The 16,752-nt window shown below is 56.8% G+C and carries 14 protein-coding genes and 1 tRNA gene; 8 read left to right on the top strand and 7 right to left on the bottom strand.

The genetic code is table 11. The features are described 5' to 3' along the window. Positions 1 to 84: 84 nt before the first annotated feature. The 6 genes from EDF81_RS06755 to mgtE all read left to right on the top strand — a co-directional run bounded on the left by EDF81_RS06755 (position 85) and on the right by mgtE (position 7,449). A complete protein-coding gene (locus EDF81_RS06755) occupies positions 85 to 1,203 on the top strand; it encodes a porin OmpC (RefSeq protein ID WP_123347317.1) in 1,119 nt (372 codons plus the stop codon). Between the two features lie 110 nt (positions 1,204 to 1,313). Beyond that, a complete protein-coding gene (apbE, locus tag EDF81_RS06750; RefSeq protein WP_123347316.1) occupies positions 1,314 to 2,363 on the top strand; it encodes an FAD:protein FMN transferase ApbE in 1,050 nt (349 codons plus the stop codon). A gap of 72 nt (positions 2,364 to 2,435) precedes the next feature. Then, on the top strand, positions 2,436 to 3,494 hold the full coding sequence (gene ada, locus EDF81_RS06745) for a bifunctional DNA-binding transcriptional regulator/O6-methylguanine-DNA methyltransferase Ada (protein WP_123347315.1): 1,059 nt from the start codon (positions 2,436 to 2,438) through the stop codon (positions 3,492 to 3,494). Next, positions 3,494 to 4,138: a DNA oxidative demethylase AlkB gene (alkB, locus tag EDF81_RS06740; RefSeq protein ID WP_123347314.1), complete on the top strand. Its 645-nt coding sequence runs from the start codon at positions 3,494 to 3,496 to the stop codon at positions 4,136 to 4,138. Before ada ends, alkB begins: the two co-directional genes overlap by 1 nt. Before the next feature lie 81 nt (positions 4,139 to 4,219). Next, on the top strand, positions 4,220 to 5,863 hold the full coding sequence (locus EDF81_RS06735; RefSeq protein ID WP_123347313.1) for a multidrug ABC transporter permease/ATP-binding protein: 1,644 nt from the start codon (positions 4,220 to 4,222) through the stop codon (positions 5,861 to 5,863). Positions 5,864 to 6,012: 149 nt separating this feature from the next. Then, positions 6,013 to 7,449 (top strand): magnesium transporter, encoded by a 1,437-nt coding sequence (mgtE, locus tag EDF81_RS06730; protein WP_123347312.1) that lies wholly within the window; start codon positions 6,013 to 6,015, stop codon positions 7,447 to 7,449. On the opposite strand, the gene EDF81_RS06725 is transcribed toward mgtE, so the two are convergent. After that, the gene (locus EDF81_RS06725) at positions 7,412 to 8,659 is read right to left on the bottom strand and encodes a SulP family inorganic anion transporter (RefSeq protein WP_123347311.1); all 1,248 of its coding nucleotides are present in this window, start codon (positions 8,657 to 8,659) and stop codon (positions 7,412 to 7,414) included. The genes mgtE and EDF81_RS06725 overlap by 38 nt on opposite strands. 248 nt (positions 8,660 to 8,907) lie before the next feature. On the opposite strand from EDF81_RS06725, the gene mqo reads away from it, so the two are divergent. After that, complete coding sequence (mqo, locus tag EDF81_RS06720) at positions 8,908 to 10,557, top strand: malate dehydrogenase (quinone) (protein WP_123347310.1); 1,650 nt, start codon at positions 8,908 to 8,910, stop codon at positions 10,555 to 10,557. 49 nt (positions 10,558 to 10,606) lie between these two features. Here the strand turns inward: mqo and eco are convergent, their stop codons facing one another. The 6 genes from eco to EDF81_RS06685 form a co-directional block, all read right to left on the bottom strand. Next, positions 10,607 to 11,104: a serine protease inhibitor ecotin gene (gene eco, locus EDF81_RS06715; protein ID WP_123347309.1), complete on the bottom strand. Its 498-nt coding sequence runs from the start codon at positions 11,102 to 11,104 to the stop codon at positions 10,607 to 10,609. A gap of 154 nt (positions 11,105 to 11,258) precedes the next feature. Further along, complete coding sequence (gene lpxP, locus EDF81_RS06710) at positions 11,259 to 12,176, bottom strand: kdo(2)-lipid IV(A) palmitoleoyltransferase (protein WP_123347308.1); 918 nt, start codon at positions 12,174 to 12,176, stop codon at positions 11,259 to 11,261. Positions 12,177 to 12,707: 531 nt separating this feature from the next. Then, the gene (locus EDF81_RS06700; RefSeq protein WP_123347306.1) at positions 12,708 to 13,262 is read right to left on the bottom strand and encodes a hypothetical protein; all 555 of its coding nucleotides are present in this window, start codon (positions 13,260 to 13,262) and stop codon (positions 12,708 to 12,710) included. Between the two features lie 162 nt (positions 13,263 to 13,424). Further along, positions 13,425 to 13,501, bottom strand: a tRNA-Pro gene (locus tag EDF81_RS06695). Positions 13,502 to 13,576: 75 nt separating this feature from the next. Continuing rightward, complete coding sequence (gene yejM, locus EDF81_RS06690) at positions 13,577 to 15,331, bottom strand: LPS biosynthesis-modulating metalloenzyme YejM (protein WP_123347305.1); 1,755 nt, start codon at positions 15,329 to 15,331, stop codon at positions 13,577 to 13,579. 19 nt (positions 15,332 to 15,350) lie between these two features. Then, a complete protein-coding gene (locus tag EDF81_RS06685) occupies positions 15,351 to 15,578 on the bottom strand; it encodes a YejL family protein (protein ID WP_123347304.1) in 228 nt (75 codons plus the stop codon). Between the two features lie 135 nt (positions 15,579 to 15,713). On the opposite strand from EDF81_RS06685, the gene yejK reads away from it, so the two are divergent. Next, a complete protein-coding gene (gene yejK / locus EDF81_RS06680) occupies positions 15,714 to 16,718 on the top strand; it encodes a nucleoid-associated protein YejK (RefSeq protein ID WP_123347303.1) in 1,005 nt (334 codons plus the stop codon). The last annotated feature ends 34 nt before the right edge of the window (positions 16,719 to 16,752 follow it).

Below are 16,752 nucleotides of genomic sequence, written 5' to 3'. Positions count from 1 at the left end.
CCGCACAATAAATCGGCCAACTGATTGAGGGTTAATCAGTAAAGCAGTGGCAATAAAAAAATGCATATAACGAGGGTTAATAACATGAAAGTTAAAGTACTGTCCCTACTGGTACCGGCTCTGCTGGTAGCAGGTGCAGCAAATGCAGCTGAAATTTACAACAAAGATGGCAACAAATTAGACCTGTACGGCAAAGTCGACGGTCTTCACTATTTCTCTAACAATGCTGGCGACGATGGTGACAAAACCTACATTCGTCTCGGCTTTAAAGGCGAAACCCAGGTTAACGACCAGCTGACCGGTTACGGCCAGTGGGAATACGAAGTTAAAGGCAACACGTCTGAAAGCGAAAACAATGCATCCACCCGTCTGGCCTTTGCGGGTCTGCGCGTGAGTGATGCGGGTTCTTTCGACTACGGTCGTAACTACGGCGTTATCTACGACGTAACTTCCTGGACCGACGTTCTGCCGGAGTTCGGCGGCGACACCTACGGCGCTGACAACTTTATGCAGTCCCGCGCTAACGGCGTTGCAACCTACCGTAACACCGACTTCTTCGGTCTGGTTGACGGTCTGAACTTTGCCCTGCAGTACCAGGGTAAAAACGGCAGCGTTAGCGGTGAAAACACCAGCGGTCGCAGCACTCTGCGCCAGAACGGTGACGGCTACGGCGCGTCAGTAACTTACGATCTGGGCGCAGGCTTTGGTATCGGTGCTGCGGCATCCAGCTCCAAACGTACCGCAGACCAGAACGGCGCTGTCGTGTTTGGTAACGGCGATCGCGCAGACGTTTACACCGGCGGCCTGAAATATGACGCTAATAACGTTTACCTGGCAGCAGAGTACTCCCAGACCTATAACGCGACCCGTTTCGGTGACTCTAAAGGTGATACCGCGATCTACGGTTACGCTGACAAAGCGCAGAACTTCGAAGTGGTTGCTCAGTACCAGTTCGACTTCGGCCTGCGTCCGTCCATCGCTTACCTGCAGTCTAAAGGTAAGAAAGTCAGCAACGCTACCGTTAACGCCGGCGACCAGGATCTGCTGAAATATATTGATGTGGGTGCGACTTACTACTTCAACAAAAACATGTCTACCTACGTTGATTACAAAATCAACCTGCTGGATGCGAACGACTTCACTCGCGCAGCCGGTATCACTACCGATGACGTTGTTGCCCTGGGCCTGGTTTACCAGTTCTAAGCGATACGTTGTGACGAAAGGGACCACGAGGTCCCTTTTTTTATGGCAGAATCTCCCCGCATCAGCTCCTCTTCTTTACTGGCCCGGAACGGGTAAAAGGAACCGCACCGATGGTATCCCTGTTTTTGCGTCTCTCACTGCTGACGCTCTTTTTGTCGATCGCCGGGTGTGATAAGGCCGATCCTTCCCCGAAATCCGCAGGCGCCACGGTGCTGGAAGGGAAAACGATGGGTACCTCCTGGCGGGTTAGCGTGGTGGGGCTGGACGAGAGCCGTCGCCTGCCGCTACAGCAGAAAATTCAGGCGCAGCTCAATGCCGACGACCAGCTGCTATCGACCTGGAAACCGGATTCGGCCCTGATGCGCTTTAACCAGGCCCGGACGACCGCACCCTGGCCGGTCAGCGAGGCGATGGCGGATATCGTGACTCAGGCGCTACGGATCGGCGACAAAACCGCCGGTGCGATGGACATCACCGTCGGGCCACTGGTCAATCTCTGGGGATTCGGCCCTGATAAACAGCCGGTCAAAACGCCTTCAGCTGCGCAGATTGAGGAGGCCCGCGCCCGCACTGGCCTGCAGCATCTGACGGTGATCAACACCGCTTCCCGCCAGTATCTGCAAAAAGATCTACCCGATCTGTTTGTCGATCTTTCGACGGTGGGCGAGGGCTATGCTGCCGATCATCTGGCGCGGCTGATGGAGCAGGAAGGGCTGTCGCGCTACCTGGTCTCGGTGGGGGGCGCGCTGGTCAGCCGGGGAATGAACGCCAGCGGCCAGCCCTGGCGCGTGGCGATCCAGAAGCCGACGGATCGCGAGAATGCCGTGGAGGCCATTGTCGATATCAACGGCCACGGGATCAGCACCTCCGGCAGCTACCGTAACTACTATGAACTTGACGGCAAGCGCATTTCCCACGTGATTGATCCGCAAAGCGGACGGCCGATTACCCATACGCTGGTGTCGGTCACGGTCATTGCCCCGACGGCGCTGGAAGCCGACGGCTGGGATACCGGCCTGATGGTGCTGGGACGGGAAAAAGCGCAGCAGGTCGCCCGTGAGCAGGGGCTGGCGGTATATATGATTAGCAAAGAGGGGGACGGTTTTAGCCACTGGATGTCGCCGCAGTTTGCCGGTTTCCTGCAGGGTGAGCCGAATTAAAGCGCAAGATTGCGGTTTTTTATCCAGGGCGCGGGCGGCAGAGTAGGGCTAGCCTTAAAGAAGGAGCCTGTAATGAACACTTCTGCACTTATTGATGACGATGCGCGCTGGCAGGCGGTCCTTGACCGCGATGCGCAAGCCGATGGTCAGTTTATCTTCGCCGTCGTGACGACCGGTATCTTTTGTCGTCCTTCCTGCCGCGCCCGACACGCGCTGCGCCAGAACGTCCGTTTTTATCCGGATACCGGGGCCGCGGCGGCGGCAGGGTTTCGTCCCTGTAAACGCTGTCAGCCTGATAAGGCCCATCCTCAACAGCAGCGCCTCGATAAAATCACCCGCGCCTGCCGCCTGCTTGAGCAGGAATCACCGGTTACCCTTGACCAGCTGGCGCAGGACGTGGCGATGAGCCCATACCATCTGCATCGTCTGTTTAAATCCGTTACCGGTATGACGCCAAAAGCCTGGCAGCAGGGCTGGCGGGCGCAGCGCCTGCGCGCCTCGCTGGCCCAGGGCGAGGCGGTCACAGAGGCGTTGCTGGCCGCCGGTTTTCCCGATGCCAGCAGTTACTACCGACAGGCCGATGCAACGCTGGGTATGACTGCCCGTCAGTACCGCCGCGGCGAGACGGCGGTGCGCTATACCCTGGACAAATGCGCGCTGGGCCGCTGTCTGGTGGCCGAAAGCGAGCGCGGAGTCTGTGCCGTGCTGCTGGGGGATAACGACGCGGCCCTGGAAGCTGAACTGGTACAGCAGTTCCCGCTGGCTGAGCGGGCAGGGGCGGATGATGCTTTTGCCGGGCGGGTCGCGCAGGTGATCCGCAGCCTGGACGATCGGCGGGTGCCTCTCTCGCTGCCGCTGGATATTCGCGGCACGGCGTTCCAGCAACGGGTCTGGCAGGCGCTACGGGCGATCCCCGTCGGCAGCACCGCCAGCTATGCCGAGGTGGCCGCAGCGATGGGGCAGCCGAATGCCGTTCGGGCGGTGGCGCGGGCCTGTGCCGCCAATACCCTTGCTATTATTATCCCCTGTCATCGGGTGATCCGCAGCGACGGCGCGCTGTCGGGCTATCGCTGGGGAGCTGAACGTAAAGCGCTGTTGTTACAGCGCGAAGCCACAACGAAGGAGAGTTAATGCTGGATCTCTTTGCCGATGCTGAACCCTGGCAGGAGCCGCTCGGACCGGGTGCCGTGGTGCTGAGACGCTTTGCGCTGGCGGCGTCACCGTCGCTGCTGGCGGATATTGCCGCCGTCGCTGAGCGTTCCCCGTTCCGTCAGATGGTCACGCCCGGCGGCTATACCATGTCGGTGGCGATGACCAACTGCGGCGAGGTGGGCTGGACAACCGATGCCAGAGGCTATCTCTATTCGCCTTACGATCCCCTCGGTGGTCGCCGCTGGCCCCCGATGCCGGTCGGCTTTCTGTCCCTGGCGCAGCGGGCCGCGCTGGAGGCAGGCTATTCCGGCTTTCAACCCGATGCCTGCCTGATTAACCGCTATTTGCCCGGAACAAAGCTCTCATTACATCAGGATAAAGACGAGGCCAGGCTGGATGCGCCGATTGTCTCCGTTTCCCTGGGATTGCCTGCCATATTTCAGTTTGGCGGTGCGCAACGTAACGATCCCCTGAAACGTCTGCTGCTGGAACACGGGGACGTGGTGGTATGGGGCGGCGAATCGCGCCTGTGGTATCACGGGATCCAACCTCTTAAGCCCGGACAGCATCCAGCGACCGGCAACTGTCGCTATAATTTGACCTTCCGGCGCGCGGGCGAATAGCGAATAAAAATAAGAATTATTCTTGCTGTCGGCCGTCAGCAGTTTACACTGCCCGCTCTTTTTCTACTCCGGACTGTGGTTATGGAACTTCTTCTTGTTGTCTGGCGCCAGTATCGCTGGCCTTTCATCGCCGTGATGGCGCTGAGCCTGGTGAGCGCCGCGCTGGGTATTGGCCTGATCGCCTTTATCAACCTGCGGCTGATTGAAACCGTGGATAACACCCTGATGGTTCTGCCGGAATTCCTGGGTTTGCTGCTCTTATTGATGGCGGTGACGCTGGGTTCACAGCTGGCGTTGACGACCCTGGGACACCATTTTGTCTACCGCCTGCGCGGCGAATTTATTAAGCGGATCCTCGATACGCCGATTGCGCGTATCGAAAAAGTCGGCACCGCGTCGCTGCTTGCCGGGTTAACCAGCGATGTGCGTAATATCACCATCGCTTTCGTGCGTCTGCCGGAGCTGGTGCAGGGCATTATTCTGAGTTTCGGCTGTGCCGCGTATCTGGCCTGGCTGTCGAGCAAAATGCTGCTGATAACGGCCCTGTGGCTGGTGATTACCATCTGGGGCGGTTTTATGCTGGTCTCCCGCGTTTACCGTCATATGGCCGTACTGCGCGAAACGGAAGATAAACTGTACAAAGACTACCAGACCGTGCTGGAAGGGCGTAAAGAGCTGACGCTGAACCGCGAACGCGCCGAGCATATCTTCAACAATCTCTATCTTCCTGATGCCCGCGAATATCGCCACAATATTATTCGCGCCGATACTTTCCATCTGAGTGCGGTGAACTGGTCGAATATTATGATGCTGGGCGCGATTGGCCTGGTGTTCTGGATGGCGAATAGCCTGGGCTGGGCGGATACCAACGTTGCGGCGACCTACTCCCTGACTCTGCTGTTCCTGCGTACGCCGCTGCTTTCTGCGGTCGGGGCATTGCCGACGCTGCTGACGGCGCAGGTGGCCTTTAATAAGCTGAATAAGTTTGCGCTGGCGCCGTTCCGGGCTGAATTCCCGAAACCGCAGTCCCACGCGGGCTGGCAGACGCTTGAGCTGCGCGACGTGGTATTCCATTACGAAGACAACACCTTCTCCGTCGGTCCGATCAATATGACCCTGAAACGGGGTGAGCTGGTGTTTCTGATCGGCGGTAACGGCAGCGGGAAATCGACGCTGGCGATGCTGCTGACCGGGCTGTATCAGCCGGTGTCCGGTGAGATCCTGCTGGACGGCAAGCCGCTGGCCGTGGATAAACCGGAAGATTACCGTAAGTTGTTCTCGGCGGTCTTTACCGATGTCTGGCTGTTTGACCAGTTGCTCGGGCCGGAAGGTAAAGTGGCCGATCCGGCGCTGGTCGATAAATGGCTGGCGCAGCTGCAGATGGCGCATAAAATCAAGCTGGACGGCGGTAAAATCCTCGATCTTAATCTCTCCAAAGGACAGAAAAAGCGCGTGGCCCTGCTGCTGGCGCTGGCGGAAGAGCGCGATATCATCATGCTGGACGAGTGGGCTGCCGATCAGGACCCGCATTTCCGCCGCGAGTTCTATCAGGTCCTGCTGCCGCTGATGCAGCAGATGGGAAAAACCATCTTTGCTATCAGCCATGACGATCACTACTTTATCCACGCCGATCGCCTGCTGGAGATGCGCAACGGCCAGCTTAGCGAGCTGACCGGCGAAGAACGTGCCGCCGCTTCCCGCGACGCGGTCGCCCGTACTGCCTGATATTGATGCTCCCCCGAACTTTCGGGGGAGCATATGCTGTTTTTTTCATCATCCCCGCCCACTGTTTATTATTATTTACACAACCCCGCGCTATCATTAACTCGCCGTCCGATTGTCGTGCGGGTTGAACACAAAGGAATTGCCTCAACATGTCCGTCTTGCCAAAAAACAGCGCCCGACTGCGCGATGAAGAGCGTGCGCGACTCATCTGGTTACTCTCCACCGATAAAGCCGTCACCTCGGCGCTGTTGGGCAAGCTGACCCTCGCTGAACAGTATGATGACGGCACCCTGGCAGACGATCTGGCTGAGATCGGCGCGCTGGTGGCGCACCTGCGGCCTGCGGATCTCGCGGATACCCTTGAGGCACTTCCGGCGGAAGAGCGTCATGCCCTGTGGCGAATGGTTGAGGACGACAAGCGGGGAAAGGTCCTGCTTGAGGCATCGGAAAACGTCTGGGAAGACCTGATTGACGGGATGAGCGACAAAGCGCTGCTTGATGCCCTGCAAACCCTGGATATCGATGAGCAGATTTACCTGGTTCAGCACCTGCCCCGCGATCTGACCGGTCGTCTGATGGCCAGCCTGCCGCCGGACGAGCGGGCGCGGGTTCGCCAGGTGATGCACTACGATAAAAATCGCGTCGGCGCGATCATGGAATTTGAGGTGATCACCGTCCGGCCTGATGTCACCCTGGGGACGGTCCAGCGCTACCTCCGGCGGCTCGGCAAAATGGCGGAGAACACCGATAAACTCTTTGTCACCGCCCGCGATAACACATTGCAGGGCGAACTGATGCTGAAAAGCATTCTGCTAAACCCGGCTTCACGGCGGGTCGATGAAGTGATGGACCACGATATTGTCACCTTCCATCCGCAGGAAGACGCCGAAAAAGCGGCGCGTACCTTTGAGCGTGATAACCTGGTCAGTGCGGCGGTGGTCGACCCTGCCGGCAAACTGATGGGGCGTCTGACCATCGATGAGATCGTCGACGTGGTCTATGAAGAGACCGACAACGACCTGCGGCGAATGGGTGGCCTGAGCAGCGAAGAGGATGTCTTCGCGCCGGTCAGCAAAACCGTGAAAAAACGCTGGGCCTGGCTGGCAATTAACCTCTGTACGGCCTTTATCGCCTCGCGGGTCATCGACGGATTTGAACACACGATCTCCCAACTGGTGGCGCTGGCCTCGCTGATGCCCATCGTGGCGGGCATCGGCGGCAACACGGGGAATCAGACCATCACGATGATCGTGCGTGCGCTGGCGTTACAGCATATTCAGCCGGGTAACTTCTCGTTTCTGATCCTGCGTGAAATGGGCACCGCGCTGATTAACGGCCTGGTGTGGGGCGGGATCATGGGCGGCATTACCTGGTGGCTGTACGACGATATGGCGCTCGGCGGCGTGATGACGCTGGCCATGATCCTCAACCTGCTGGTGGCGGCCCTGATGGGTGTGCTGATCCCGATGATTATGTCGAAGCTGGGGCGCGACCCGGCGGTCGGCTCCAGCGTGATGATCACCGCCATTACCGACACCGGGGGCTTCTTTATTTTTCTGGGTCTGGCGACGCTGTTTTTGCTGTAGCCGTCAGATGACGCTTCATCCGTCGCGGCAGTAACAGCAGGGCGATAACGCCCGCCGCGACGCCAATCGCCAGATTTTCCGTGCTCAGGGTAGCGGCGACGGTGACCAGCATCACCAGCGTCTCTGCGACGGGCATCCCTTTCAGCGTGGCGGGGGCTACGCTGTGCCAGCTAAAGGTTTTCACCGCCACAATCACCATAATGCCGGCCAGCACGGCCATCGGGATTTTGGCCATCACCTCGCTTAATGCGGTGACCAGCAGCAGTAAAATCAGCGCAGCGGCAAGAGTCGATATCCGACTGCGTCCTTTCCCCATCTCCACGTTCACGATGGTCTGACCGATCATCGCGCAGCCCGCAATGCCGCCGTAGAAACCGGCCATGATATTGGCGATACCCAGACCGGTACTCTCCCGGTGTTTGTTCGACGGGCTGGCGGTGAGGTCGTCTACCAGCCTGGCCGTCAACAGCGACTCCATCAGTCCGACAAAGGCGATACTTAAGGCGCAGGGCCAGATAATCGCCAGGGTATGCATATTCAACGGCACCTGCAGCTCGGTGAATCCGGGTAAACCACGGCTCATGGGGCCGGCATCGCCGACCGTAGGCAACAGCTGCCCGCTGTAAATACTGAACAGGGTCAGGACCACAATGGCGATCAGCGGGGCAGGGATGCTTTTAATAAAGCGCGGTACCCACAGCACAATCAGCAGCGTCAGCACAAAGAGTCCCCAAATCAGCGGGCTTTTTTGCCAGAAGTGGGGCACCTGGGCGAAGAAAATCAGGATCCCCAGGGCGTTCACAAAGCCGGTCATCACCGCCTGAGGAATAAAGCGCATCAGCCTGGCCATACCGAGGACGCCAAACAGAATCTGAATCATACCGGCCATGACCACGGCGGGGAGAATATAGCCGACGCCGTGCTGGCTGACCATCGGGCCTATCACCAGCGCCACCGAACCGGCGGCGGCGGTGACCATTGCCGGGCGGCCGCCGAGCACCGACATCGCCAGGCACAGCACCACCGAGGCAATCAGGCTGACCTTAGGGTCGACACCGGCAATGACTGAAAAGGAGATCACTTCCGGGATCAGGGCCAGGGCGGTAATAACGCCCGCCAGAGTTTCGCGCAGCAGCAGACGCGGTGAGCGAAGCACACCCGTTACGGTAGCGTCGGGCGCGGGAGTATAAGCGTGTTGAGGTGCAGACATAGAGTTCGCCGATTAGCGGGCGTCCGTGCGGTGGATGCAAAGCGCAGAATAGTACCTGCTCCCCATGATGGCTGCCAGTGCAAATCGGTTTTATGGTGTAAATTTATATACATGGAAATAACAAAACCCAAATTTTTATTTAAATTCTCAACAATATTTAACTTTTTATCCATAAATGGTAACGTTAGCCCCGCTAACTATTCTACCTGCACTCAAAAAAACGACATTAAATGTAAGGCTTTAACATTATGAAAAAAATGACGGCCATGCTTATCACTCTGGTGGTAGGTCTGAATGCTGTTGCTATGACAGCGCATGCGAATACCGGGGATGAGAAGGAAACCGACGTACTGCTGATTGGTGGCGGTATCATGAGCGCAACCCTGGGGACCTATCTCCAGGAGCTTGAGCCGGGCTGGTCGATGACCATGGTTGAACGCCTGGACGGCGTGGCGCAGGAAAGCTCGAACGGCTGGAACAACGCCGGGACCGGCCACTCCGCATTAATGGAACTGAACTATACCCCGCAGAAAGCCGATGGCTCTATCAGCATCGAGAAGGCCGTTGAAATCAACGAAGCCTTCCAGATCTCGCGCCAGTTCTGGTCGCATCAGGTCAACAACGGCGTAATGCAGAACCCGCATTCCTTTATCAATACCGTTCCGCATATGAGCTTTGTCTGGGGCGACAACGTCGACTTCCTGCGCGCCCGCTATGCGGCACTGCAGCAGAGCACCCTGTTCCGCGGTATGCGCTACTCTGAAGACCACGCGCAGATTAAAGAGTGGGCGCCGCTGGTGATGGAAGGGCGCGATCCGAAGCAGAAAGTGGCCGCAACCCGCACCGAAATCGGCACCGACGTGAACTACGGTGAGATCACTCGCCAGCTGGTGGCGTCCCTGCAGAAGAAAGAGAACTTTAACCTGCAGCTGAGCACGGAAGTTCGCGACTTCAAACGCAACCCGGATAACACCTGGAGCGTGACCGTTGCCGACCTGAAAAACAACGAGGTCGAGCACACCATTAAGGCGAAATTTGTCTTTATCGGTGCCGGTGGTGCGGCGCTGAAACTGCTGCAGAAAACCGACATCCCGGAAGCGAAAGAGTACGGTGGCTTCCCGGTTGGCGGCGAATTCCTGGTCTCTGAAAACCCGGAAGTGGTTAACCGCCATCTGGCTAAGGTCTACGGTCAGGCTTCCGTTGGCGCACCGCCGATGTCCGTACCGCATATCGACACCCGTATTCTTGACGGCAAGCGCGTGGTGCTGTTCGGGCCGTTCGCGACCTTCTCCACCAAGTTCCTCAAAAATGGTTCCCTGTGGGATCTGCTGAGTGCGACGACCACTTCGAACGTTATGCCGATGATGCACGTAGGCCTGGATAACTTTGACCTGGTGAAATACCTGATTGGTCAGGTAATGCAGAGCGATGATGACCGCTTCGCGGCGCTGCAGGAGTACTACCCGCAGGCGAAGAAAGAAGACTGGCGTCTGTGGCAGGCCGGTCAGCGTGTGCAGATTGTGAAGCGCGATGAGAAAGAAGGCGGCGTACTGCGTCTGGGTACCGAAGTGGTCAGCGCGAAAGACGGCTCCGTAGCCGCGCTGCTGGGCGCATCTCCGGGTGCCTCTACTGCGGCACCGATCATGCTGCACCTGATGGAGAAGGTCTTTAAAGATAAAGTCAGCACGCCGGAATGGCAGGCGAAACTGAAAACCATTATTCCGTCTTACGGCACTTCGCTGAACGGCAACGTGGCGGCGACCGAGCAGGAGCTGGAATATACCAGCCGCGTGCTGGGGCTGAAATATGAGAAGCCGAAGGCTGCCGATCCGGCACCGCAGGCGCAGGCCACTACCCCGCAAACCGAAAGCAAACCGGTTGCAGATATCGCGCTGTAAGCGTGGTGAGGTAAATCAGGCCCGATGCTGCAAAGCATCGGGCTTTTTTTTATTTAATTTCGGCGCGGTGCAGGGTCGCATCGGCCTGCCAGATACGGTATTTCACGTCGATATTATTCGGGGTATAGACCACAATCGGCAGGCGGCTGTTGTAGCGCAGCAGGGCATTGTCGCCGAGCCAGGCGGTGATAAACTTCCGCTCTTTTTTGCCGTCAGGGCAGGCCATCATCGTGGATGCCGTACCTGACGTCGGGGTAAAGACGTAGTAATCATAGCCCCAGCCTTCCAGCGTCTTGGTTTCCAGATTGCCGCCGAGCCGGTGCTGGTTACAGTCAACTTCCCGCACTTCACCAATCAGCAGTTCTACTTTAAATCCCTGCTCGTCCTGTTGGGCAGGCAGCTGGATTATCTGGCGTTTCATTCCGGCGCTGGCGGCGGGCCAGGGAGCCTCTGCTGAGGGCTGATGCGCGAGTGAGGTGGCCTGAGCCGGGGCGATAAGACCGGCGGCAGCCAGCAGCGATGCGGAAAAGATAACGGTATGCTTCATGATTAGTCCCTTAGCATGATGAAAGATGGCTAAAGGCTAGCACAGGATCGTCTCTTTTTCGCGCCGGGATTGAGGTCGTTGACTCCCGGTTTGGTATTGGCTGGAGGATTATACTGCTGAAATCGGCTATCGCAGGGGATAGCCGACCGGGACATTACAGATACAGCGAGGGCTGGCCCTCAGGGCGCGTTTTGAAACGACGGTGGACCCATAAATACTGTTCGGGCGCGCGCAGGATCTCTTTTTCGATCACTTTATTCATATACGCGGCGGCGGCCTGCTCGTCATCCGGGTAGCCTTCCAGCACCGGCGAGATAAACAGGTTATAGCCCGACTTATCCGCTTTTCTGACCAGGGTCACCGTCAGCATCACCGAGCGGGAAAGACGGGACAGAACGTAGGTTCCGTTAGTGGTGGCGGCTTCTTCCACCGCAAACATCGGGGCGAAGGTGCTGCCTTTGCGGCCATAATCCTGGTCCGGTGCAAACCAGACCGCTTCGCCTTTTTTCAGGGCGCTGACCATTCCGCGCAGATTGCGACGCTCGATCATCGCCTTGTTGGAGCGCATTCTGCTGCGGGTCTGCACCCACTCCATCAGGGGATTATTATGGCGGCGATAGGTTGCCATCATCGGCTGACAAAGGCCCATTACGCGGCCGCCCAGCTCCAGTGACATAAAATGCACCCCGATAGCCATCACGCCGCGATTGAGGGCTTTTGCCTCAGCGAAATGCTCAAAACCTTCGACGTCAAAAAATTTGCGGACGCGTTTATCCGGCCAGAACCAGGCAATGCCGGTTTCCAGCAGTGCCATACCCAGCGACTCGAAGTTTTCCGCAATCAGGCGTTCACGGGCTTCGTCACTCATATCCGGGAAGCATAGCTCCAGGTTTCGGCGGGCAATAGATTCCCGACGCTGAAGGAATCGGCGCGACAGTCGACCAGCGGTAGTACCAAGCTTGCGGATTGCGGGGTAGGGAAGTTGAACCAGCAGCCAGAGGAGACCCAGACCAAACCAGGTGACCCAATAGCGCGGATGCAGAAACGCCCGCAAGAATTTGTCCTGAACCATATATAAACCTGTCTGTAACCACGGAAGATGCATCGCCAGAGGAGGGAGGCTCAATGACGGTGTGCTCTGCACCTTCAGACACTACGCTGTGCTGATGATTCCAGCGATAATGGTAAAGATTATCAGGGAAATGTCATCATTTAGACTTCACGCTCGGGGTGCGTAAGTTATCACTAAACCTGATAGAAGAGGTAGCACAAACTGTGAAAAAAGTATGAATTTTCGATTTTTGATTCAGATACAGGTGGTCGTTTGCGCAGGGATTATTGCGGTAAGGAAAATCATGGATATGAGGTGCTGCGTTTCTGCAAAGGCGCGTCTACGGATTGCTGCTCGGTTTTTTTAAGCCCGGAAACCTCAGGTGAGCGCGTCTGAAAAAGTTCGGACATAAGTACCTGAGCATTTGCCAGCAGAACTTCACGCATCTGCGCGGGGCTTAAACGCGCTTTTGTCTGGTTTTTCATGGTCGCCTCGAGATGTCAGATAAGGTGCAATTATAACCCATCCGTGTTCATTTGAACATTTAGTGTTCTAAGTATTGCTGTCGCGTAGTGTATTTAGTAGCTCTGTTTGCATGCTTTGCAGCGTTTCTGTTGACGCATACATCACGCTTTTTTCACCGAATCCTCGCGTAAATCCGAAACGCGAATAGTGTCCGATCAACAGGGGATCGGGTTCAACAATCCATGCGCCTTTGCTCCCTTCCAGGAAGGTTAAAAGCATGGTGGCTGCGATGACGGTTAGGGCAGTAAGACGGCCTTTAAGTGGGTGCTTCCGCTGAGTATGGATCAGAGATTCCAGGAGAAGCAGGTGAAGTACTTTATGCGACACAGAGTAGACTGCTAATATTGCGCCATCAATGGTGTCACTCCCTGTGATTTTAAAGGCAATATGGAAGCTTTCATCACTGAGATAATGACCAAAGTAGCTACGCCAATTAAGAGATGATCTGTTATCTCGCACCAGCGCTTCAAATTCGTCTTCGCTTATAGGATTAACCGTCAGGTTTAAAGGCACCGAATCAATAAAGGTCTGAAGAAAATCCAGCGTTTCACGGCACATCCCGGGGAAATCGTCAGTTTCCATTTTATCCCTACTTAGATCCTGAAAGCATGGTGGGATAATGCGTCGGCTTGACAGGGCGGTAAAGTCTGAACGTCTCTATCTGGAAGACTGCTCGCAAAACCTCTTTTACTGAATCGCAGATATAAAAAAACCAGCCTTTTCAGGCTGGTTTTTCGAAGAATTTGGTCGGCACGAGAGGATTTGAACCTCCGACCCCCGACACCCCATGACGGTGCGCTACCAGGCTGCGCTACGTGCCGACGCAGGAGGCTAATACTACCGTTTTCCCCGCTGATTGCAAGCGGGGAAAGGTTGACTGATTTATAATTAATCAATCAGTTAGCGATAAAGCGCTTTTCATCCGTCAGGACCTGAAGCAGCAGGCTGAGCTGAGGTTTGGCATCGCGAATTTTTTCTCCGTTACGGTCCCAGCTCTCATAGCTGCCGTTGCCGTTCAGCACCAGCGTCATCTGCGGCGTGACCACCGTCAGGGTGCCTTTATTTGCCGAGGTGACCCAGTTCTGCGTGCGCTGCGGGGTAAACAGATCCTGGCCCTGAGAGTACTCATTGGCCGGGGTACTTACGTGCAGCAGGCGTTGCATCAGCGTCGTCATAATATCTTTATGGCCGGTCAGCTTATCGATCTGCTGGGCCGGTGCGCCAGGCCAGTGGATCACCAGTGGGACCTGCAGCTGCGGACGTGACCATTCAAACAGTTCTTTTTGCTTATCGAGCGGCACGCCGTGCCCGGCGGTAATAATCACCACCGTATTATCCAGTTTGCCTGCGTCGCGCAGCGCGCCGAGGATGCGGGCGATCTGCTCATCGACACTTTCAGCGGCGTTGGTGTAGCGACGGGTAAAGCCCTGCTGCTGGTCATCGAGGGTGGTGCCGTTAAGGGCAACCCAGGAGAACCAGCGGTTATCTTCCTGGGCATAGTTACCCAGCCAGTTAATCCAACGGTCGGCGGTCTGGCGGTCGCTCTGCGGACGCGGTGCGGTCAGCGAGAAATCAGACAGCAGGGCCTGGCGGTAGAGCGGGCTGTTAAAGCCATCCGAAGAGAACAGCCCCAGCTGGTAACCCTGCTGATTGAGCGCGGTAATAAGCGCGGCCGGAGTACGCGACGCCAGCACCCCATCCATATAGCCGGGAGAAATACCGTAGAACAGGCCGAACAGCCCGGTATCGCTGGTATTACCCGCGCTCATATGCTGGGTAAAGTTAATGTTTTGCTGAGCAAAAGCCGCAAGGGCAGGCATCTGCTGCTCGTAGCGTGAATAGTTCAGGCCGTCGACGGTGATCAGCAGGACGTTCTGGCCCTGGCCCATATCGCGGTAGCTCAAATCGTTGAGCGGATACTGGACGGAGACCGCTTCCGGGTCCCCCTGTTCCACCAGCCGACGCTGATAATCCTGAGCGTCCAGCAGACCGTGCTTCTCCAGGAACCGGCGAGCGGTCATCGGGTAGGAGAGCGGCAGGTTGGCGCGCTGCATGGTCACGGGGCGATAGAAGTTGGCATCGGCCCAGATATACATCACGTGCGACGCAATAAAGGAGACAAACAACAGCGCCACCACGGGGCGGGCATAGTGCCGACGGCGGGTGAGGCTGCGAAGCTTTTGCCAGCTCCAGGTGGCGAACAGCATCTGCAGCAGCAAGATCACCGGCACGCTGATAAACATCAGCTGCCAGTCGCGGGCCATTTCGCTCTGATCCGGGTTAATCACCAGTTCCCAGACGATGGGATTGAGGTGCAGGTGGAAGCGGGTGAACACTTCGCTGTCGATCAGCAGCAGCGTAATACCGGCGGTTGCCAGCAGGGCCGAAAGGAAACGCATCAGCCGCTGCGACATCACGATAAAGGTCAGCGGGAACAGGATCAGCAGGTAGGTGGAAAACACCAGGAAGCTGAAATGGCCAACAACGCTCAGGTACGAATAGATTCGCCCGGTAAGCGTTGTCGGCCAGTCGGCGATAAACAGGTAACGGCTACCGATAGCCGAGGCCAACAGAATGTTGAACAGGGCGAACCAGTGTCCCCAACTCACCATCTGGGAGACTTTTTCACGATAGCGCTGACGATTCACCATAGCCTGTTTATCGTTTTCCTTAATGCGCCGGGTCTTCGTCGACGGACGATTGCAGAGCCTGGGCAAAAGAGCGGGCGATAGCCTGACGCTGCGCCGGGGCAACGCTGGTGTTAATCAGGTTCGTCACCATATTACCCAGCACCATCAGCGACAGATCTGTCGGCGTTTTATGTTTTTCCAGCACGTTAGCCAGTTCACTCAGTAACTGCTCAACGTGTTCATCACTGTAACGAGAAATTTGCGGCATAAATCAAAATCAGAGTTTGTACATGAAAGGGCAACATATTACCGTAGCAGCAGGTTTTTTTCCGCATTTTTTCACCGGTTGCACAGTTGCGCCGTCGGTGGTTGAATACCGCCGATTCAAAAAGGAGAGTTTAACATGAGTCTGGATATCAACCAGATTGCTCTGCACCAGCTTATCAAGCGTGACGAGAACCTTGAGCTGATGCTGCGCGATTCATTACTGGAGCCGGGCGCTGCCGTTGTTGAGATGATGGCGGAGCTGCACCGGGTCTACAGCGCGAAAAACAAAGCCTATGGCCTGTTTAGCGAAGAGAGCGAACTGGCGCAGGCCCTGCGCGACCAGCGTCAGGGCAATGAAGACTTCCTGTCCTTCAGCCGTGCGGCGACCGGACGCCTGCGCGATGAGCTGGCAAAATATCCGTTTGCCGACGGCGGCATCGTACTGTTCTGCAACTACCGCTATCTGGCGGTGGAGTATCTGCTGGTGGCGGTACTCAATAACCTGAGCAGCATGCGCGTTAACGAACAGCTGGATATCAGCTCGACGCACTATCTGGACATCAACCATGCCGATATTGTGGCGCGGATTGATTTAACCGAGTGGGATACCAACCCGGAATCGACCCGCTACCTGACCTTCCTGAAAGGACGCGTTGGTCGCAAGGTCGCCGATTTCTTTATGGATTTCCTCGGTGCCAGCGAAGGCCTCAACGCCAAAGCGCAGAACCGCGGCCTGCTGCAGGCGGTGGATGACTTTACCGCCGAGGCCCAGCTGGATAAAAACGAACGCCAGAACGTGCGTCAGCAGGTCTACAGCTACTGCAACGAGCAGCTGCAGGCCGGAGAAGAGATTGAGCTGTCGTCGCTGTCGAAAGAGCTGGACGGCGTCAGTGAAGTCAGCTTCCAGGAGTTTACCTCCGGGCAGGGCTATGAGCTGGAAGAAAGCTTCCCGGCCGACCGCAGTACCCTGCGTCAGCTGACCAAATATGCCGGTAGCGGCGGTGGGTTGACCATCAACTTTGACGCCATGCTGCTGGGCGAGCGTATCTTCTGGGATCCGGCGACCGATACCCTGACCATCAAAGGCACGCCGCCGAACCTGCGCGATCAGCTCCAGCGTCGCCTTAACGGCGGGAAGTAAATCGTCACGCCAGCCTGCCGGTAACGGCAGGCTT

Source organism: Enterobacter sp. BIGb0383 (genome assembly GCF_003751845.1).
Lineage (GTDB): Bacteria > Pseudomonadota > Gammaproteobacteria > Enterobacterales > Enterobacteriaceae > BIGb0383.
The sequence above is the reverse complement of the archived record's forward strand: the minus strand, read 5'-3'. Positions and strand labels throughout refer to the sequence as shown.

Excerpts from the sequence above, each read along its gene's own strand:
- EDF81_RS06755 (WP_123347317.1), top strand. The coding sequence starts at position 85 with ATGAAAGTTAAAGTACTGTCCCTACTGGTACCGGCTCTGCTGGTAGCA.
- apbE (WP_123347316.1), top strand. The coding sequence starts at position 1,314 with ATGGTATCCCTGTTTTTGCGTCTCTCACTGCTGACGCTCTTTTTGTCG.
- ada (WP_123347315.1), top strand. The coding sequence starts at position 2,436 with ATGAACACTTCTGCACTTATTGATGACGATGCGCGCTGGCAGGCGGTC.
- alkB (WP_123347314.1), top strand. The coding sequence starts at position 3,494 with ATGCTGGATCTCTTTGCCGATGCTGAACCCTGGCAGGAGCCGCTCGGA.
- EDF81_RS06735 (WP_123347313.1), top strand. The coding sequence starts at position 4,220 with ATGGAACTTCTTCTTGTTGTCTGGCGCCAGTATCGCTGGCCTTTCATC.
- mgtE (WP_123347312.1), top strand. The coding sequence starts at position 6,013 with ATGTCCGTCTTGCCAAAAAACAGCGCCCGACTGCGCGATGAAGAGCGT.
- EDF81_RS06725 (WP_123347311.1), bottom strand. The coding sequence starts at position 8,659 with ATGTCTGCACCTCAACACGCTTATACTCCCGCGCCCGACGCTACCGTA.
- mqo (WP_123347310.1), top strand. The coding sequence starts at position 8,908 with ATGAAAAAAATGACGGCCATGCTTATCACTCTGGTGGTAGGTCTGAAT.
- eco (WP_123347309.1), bottom strand. The coding sequence starts at position 11,104 with ATGAAGCATACCGTTATCTTTTCCGCATCGCTGCTGGCTGCCGCCGGT.
- lpxP (WP_123347308.1), bottom strand. The coding sequence starts at position 12,176 with ATGGTTCAGGACAAATTCTTGCGGGCGTTTCTGCATCCGCGCTATTGG.
- EDF81_RS06700 (WP_123347306.1), bottom strand. The coding sequence starts at position 13,262 with ATGGAAACTGACGATTTCCCCGGGATGTGCCGTGAAACGCTGGATTTT.
- yejM (WP_123347305.1), bottom strand. The coding sequence starts at position 15,331 with ATGGTGAATCGTCAGCGCTATCGTGAAAAAGTCTCCCAGATGGTGAGT.
- EDF81_RS06685 (WP_123347304.1), bottom strand. The coding sequence starts at position 15,578 with ATGCCGCAAATTTCTCGTTACAGTGATGAACACGTTGAGCAGTTACTG.
- yejK (WP_123347303.1), top strand. The coding sequence starts at position 15,714 with ATGAGTCTGGATATCAACCAGATTGCTCTGCACCAGCTTATCAAGCGT.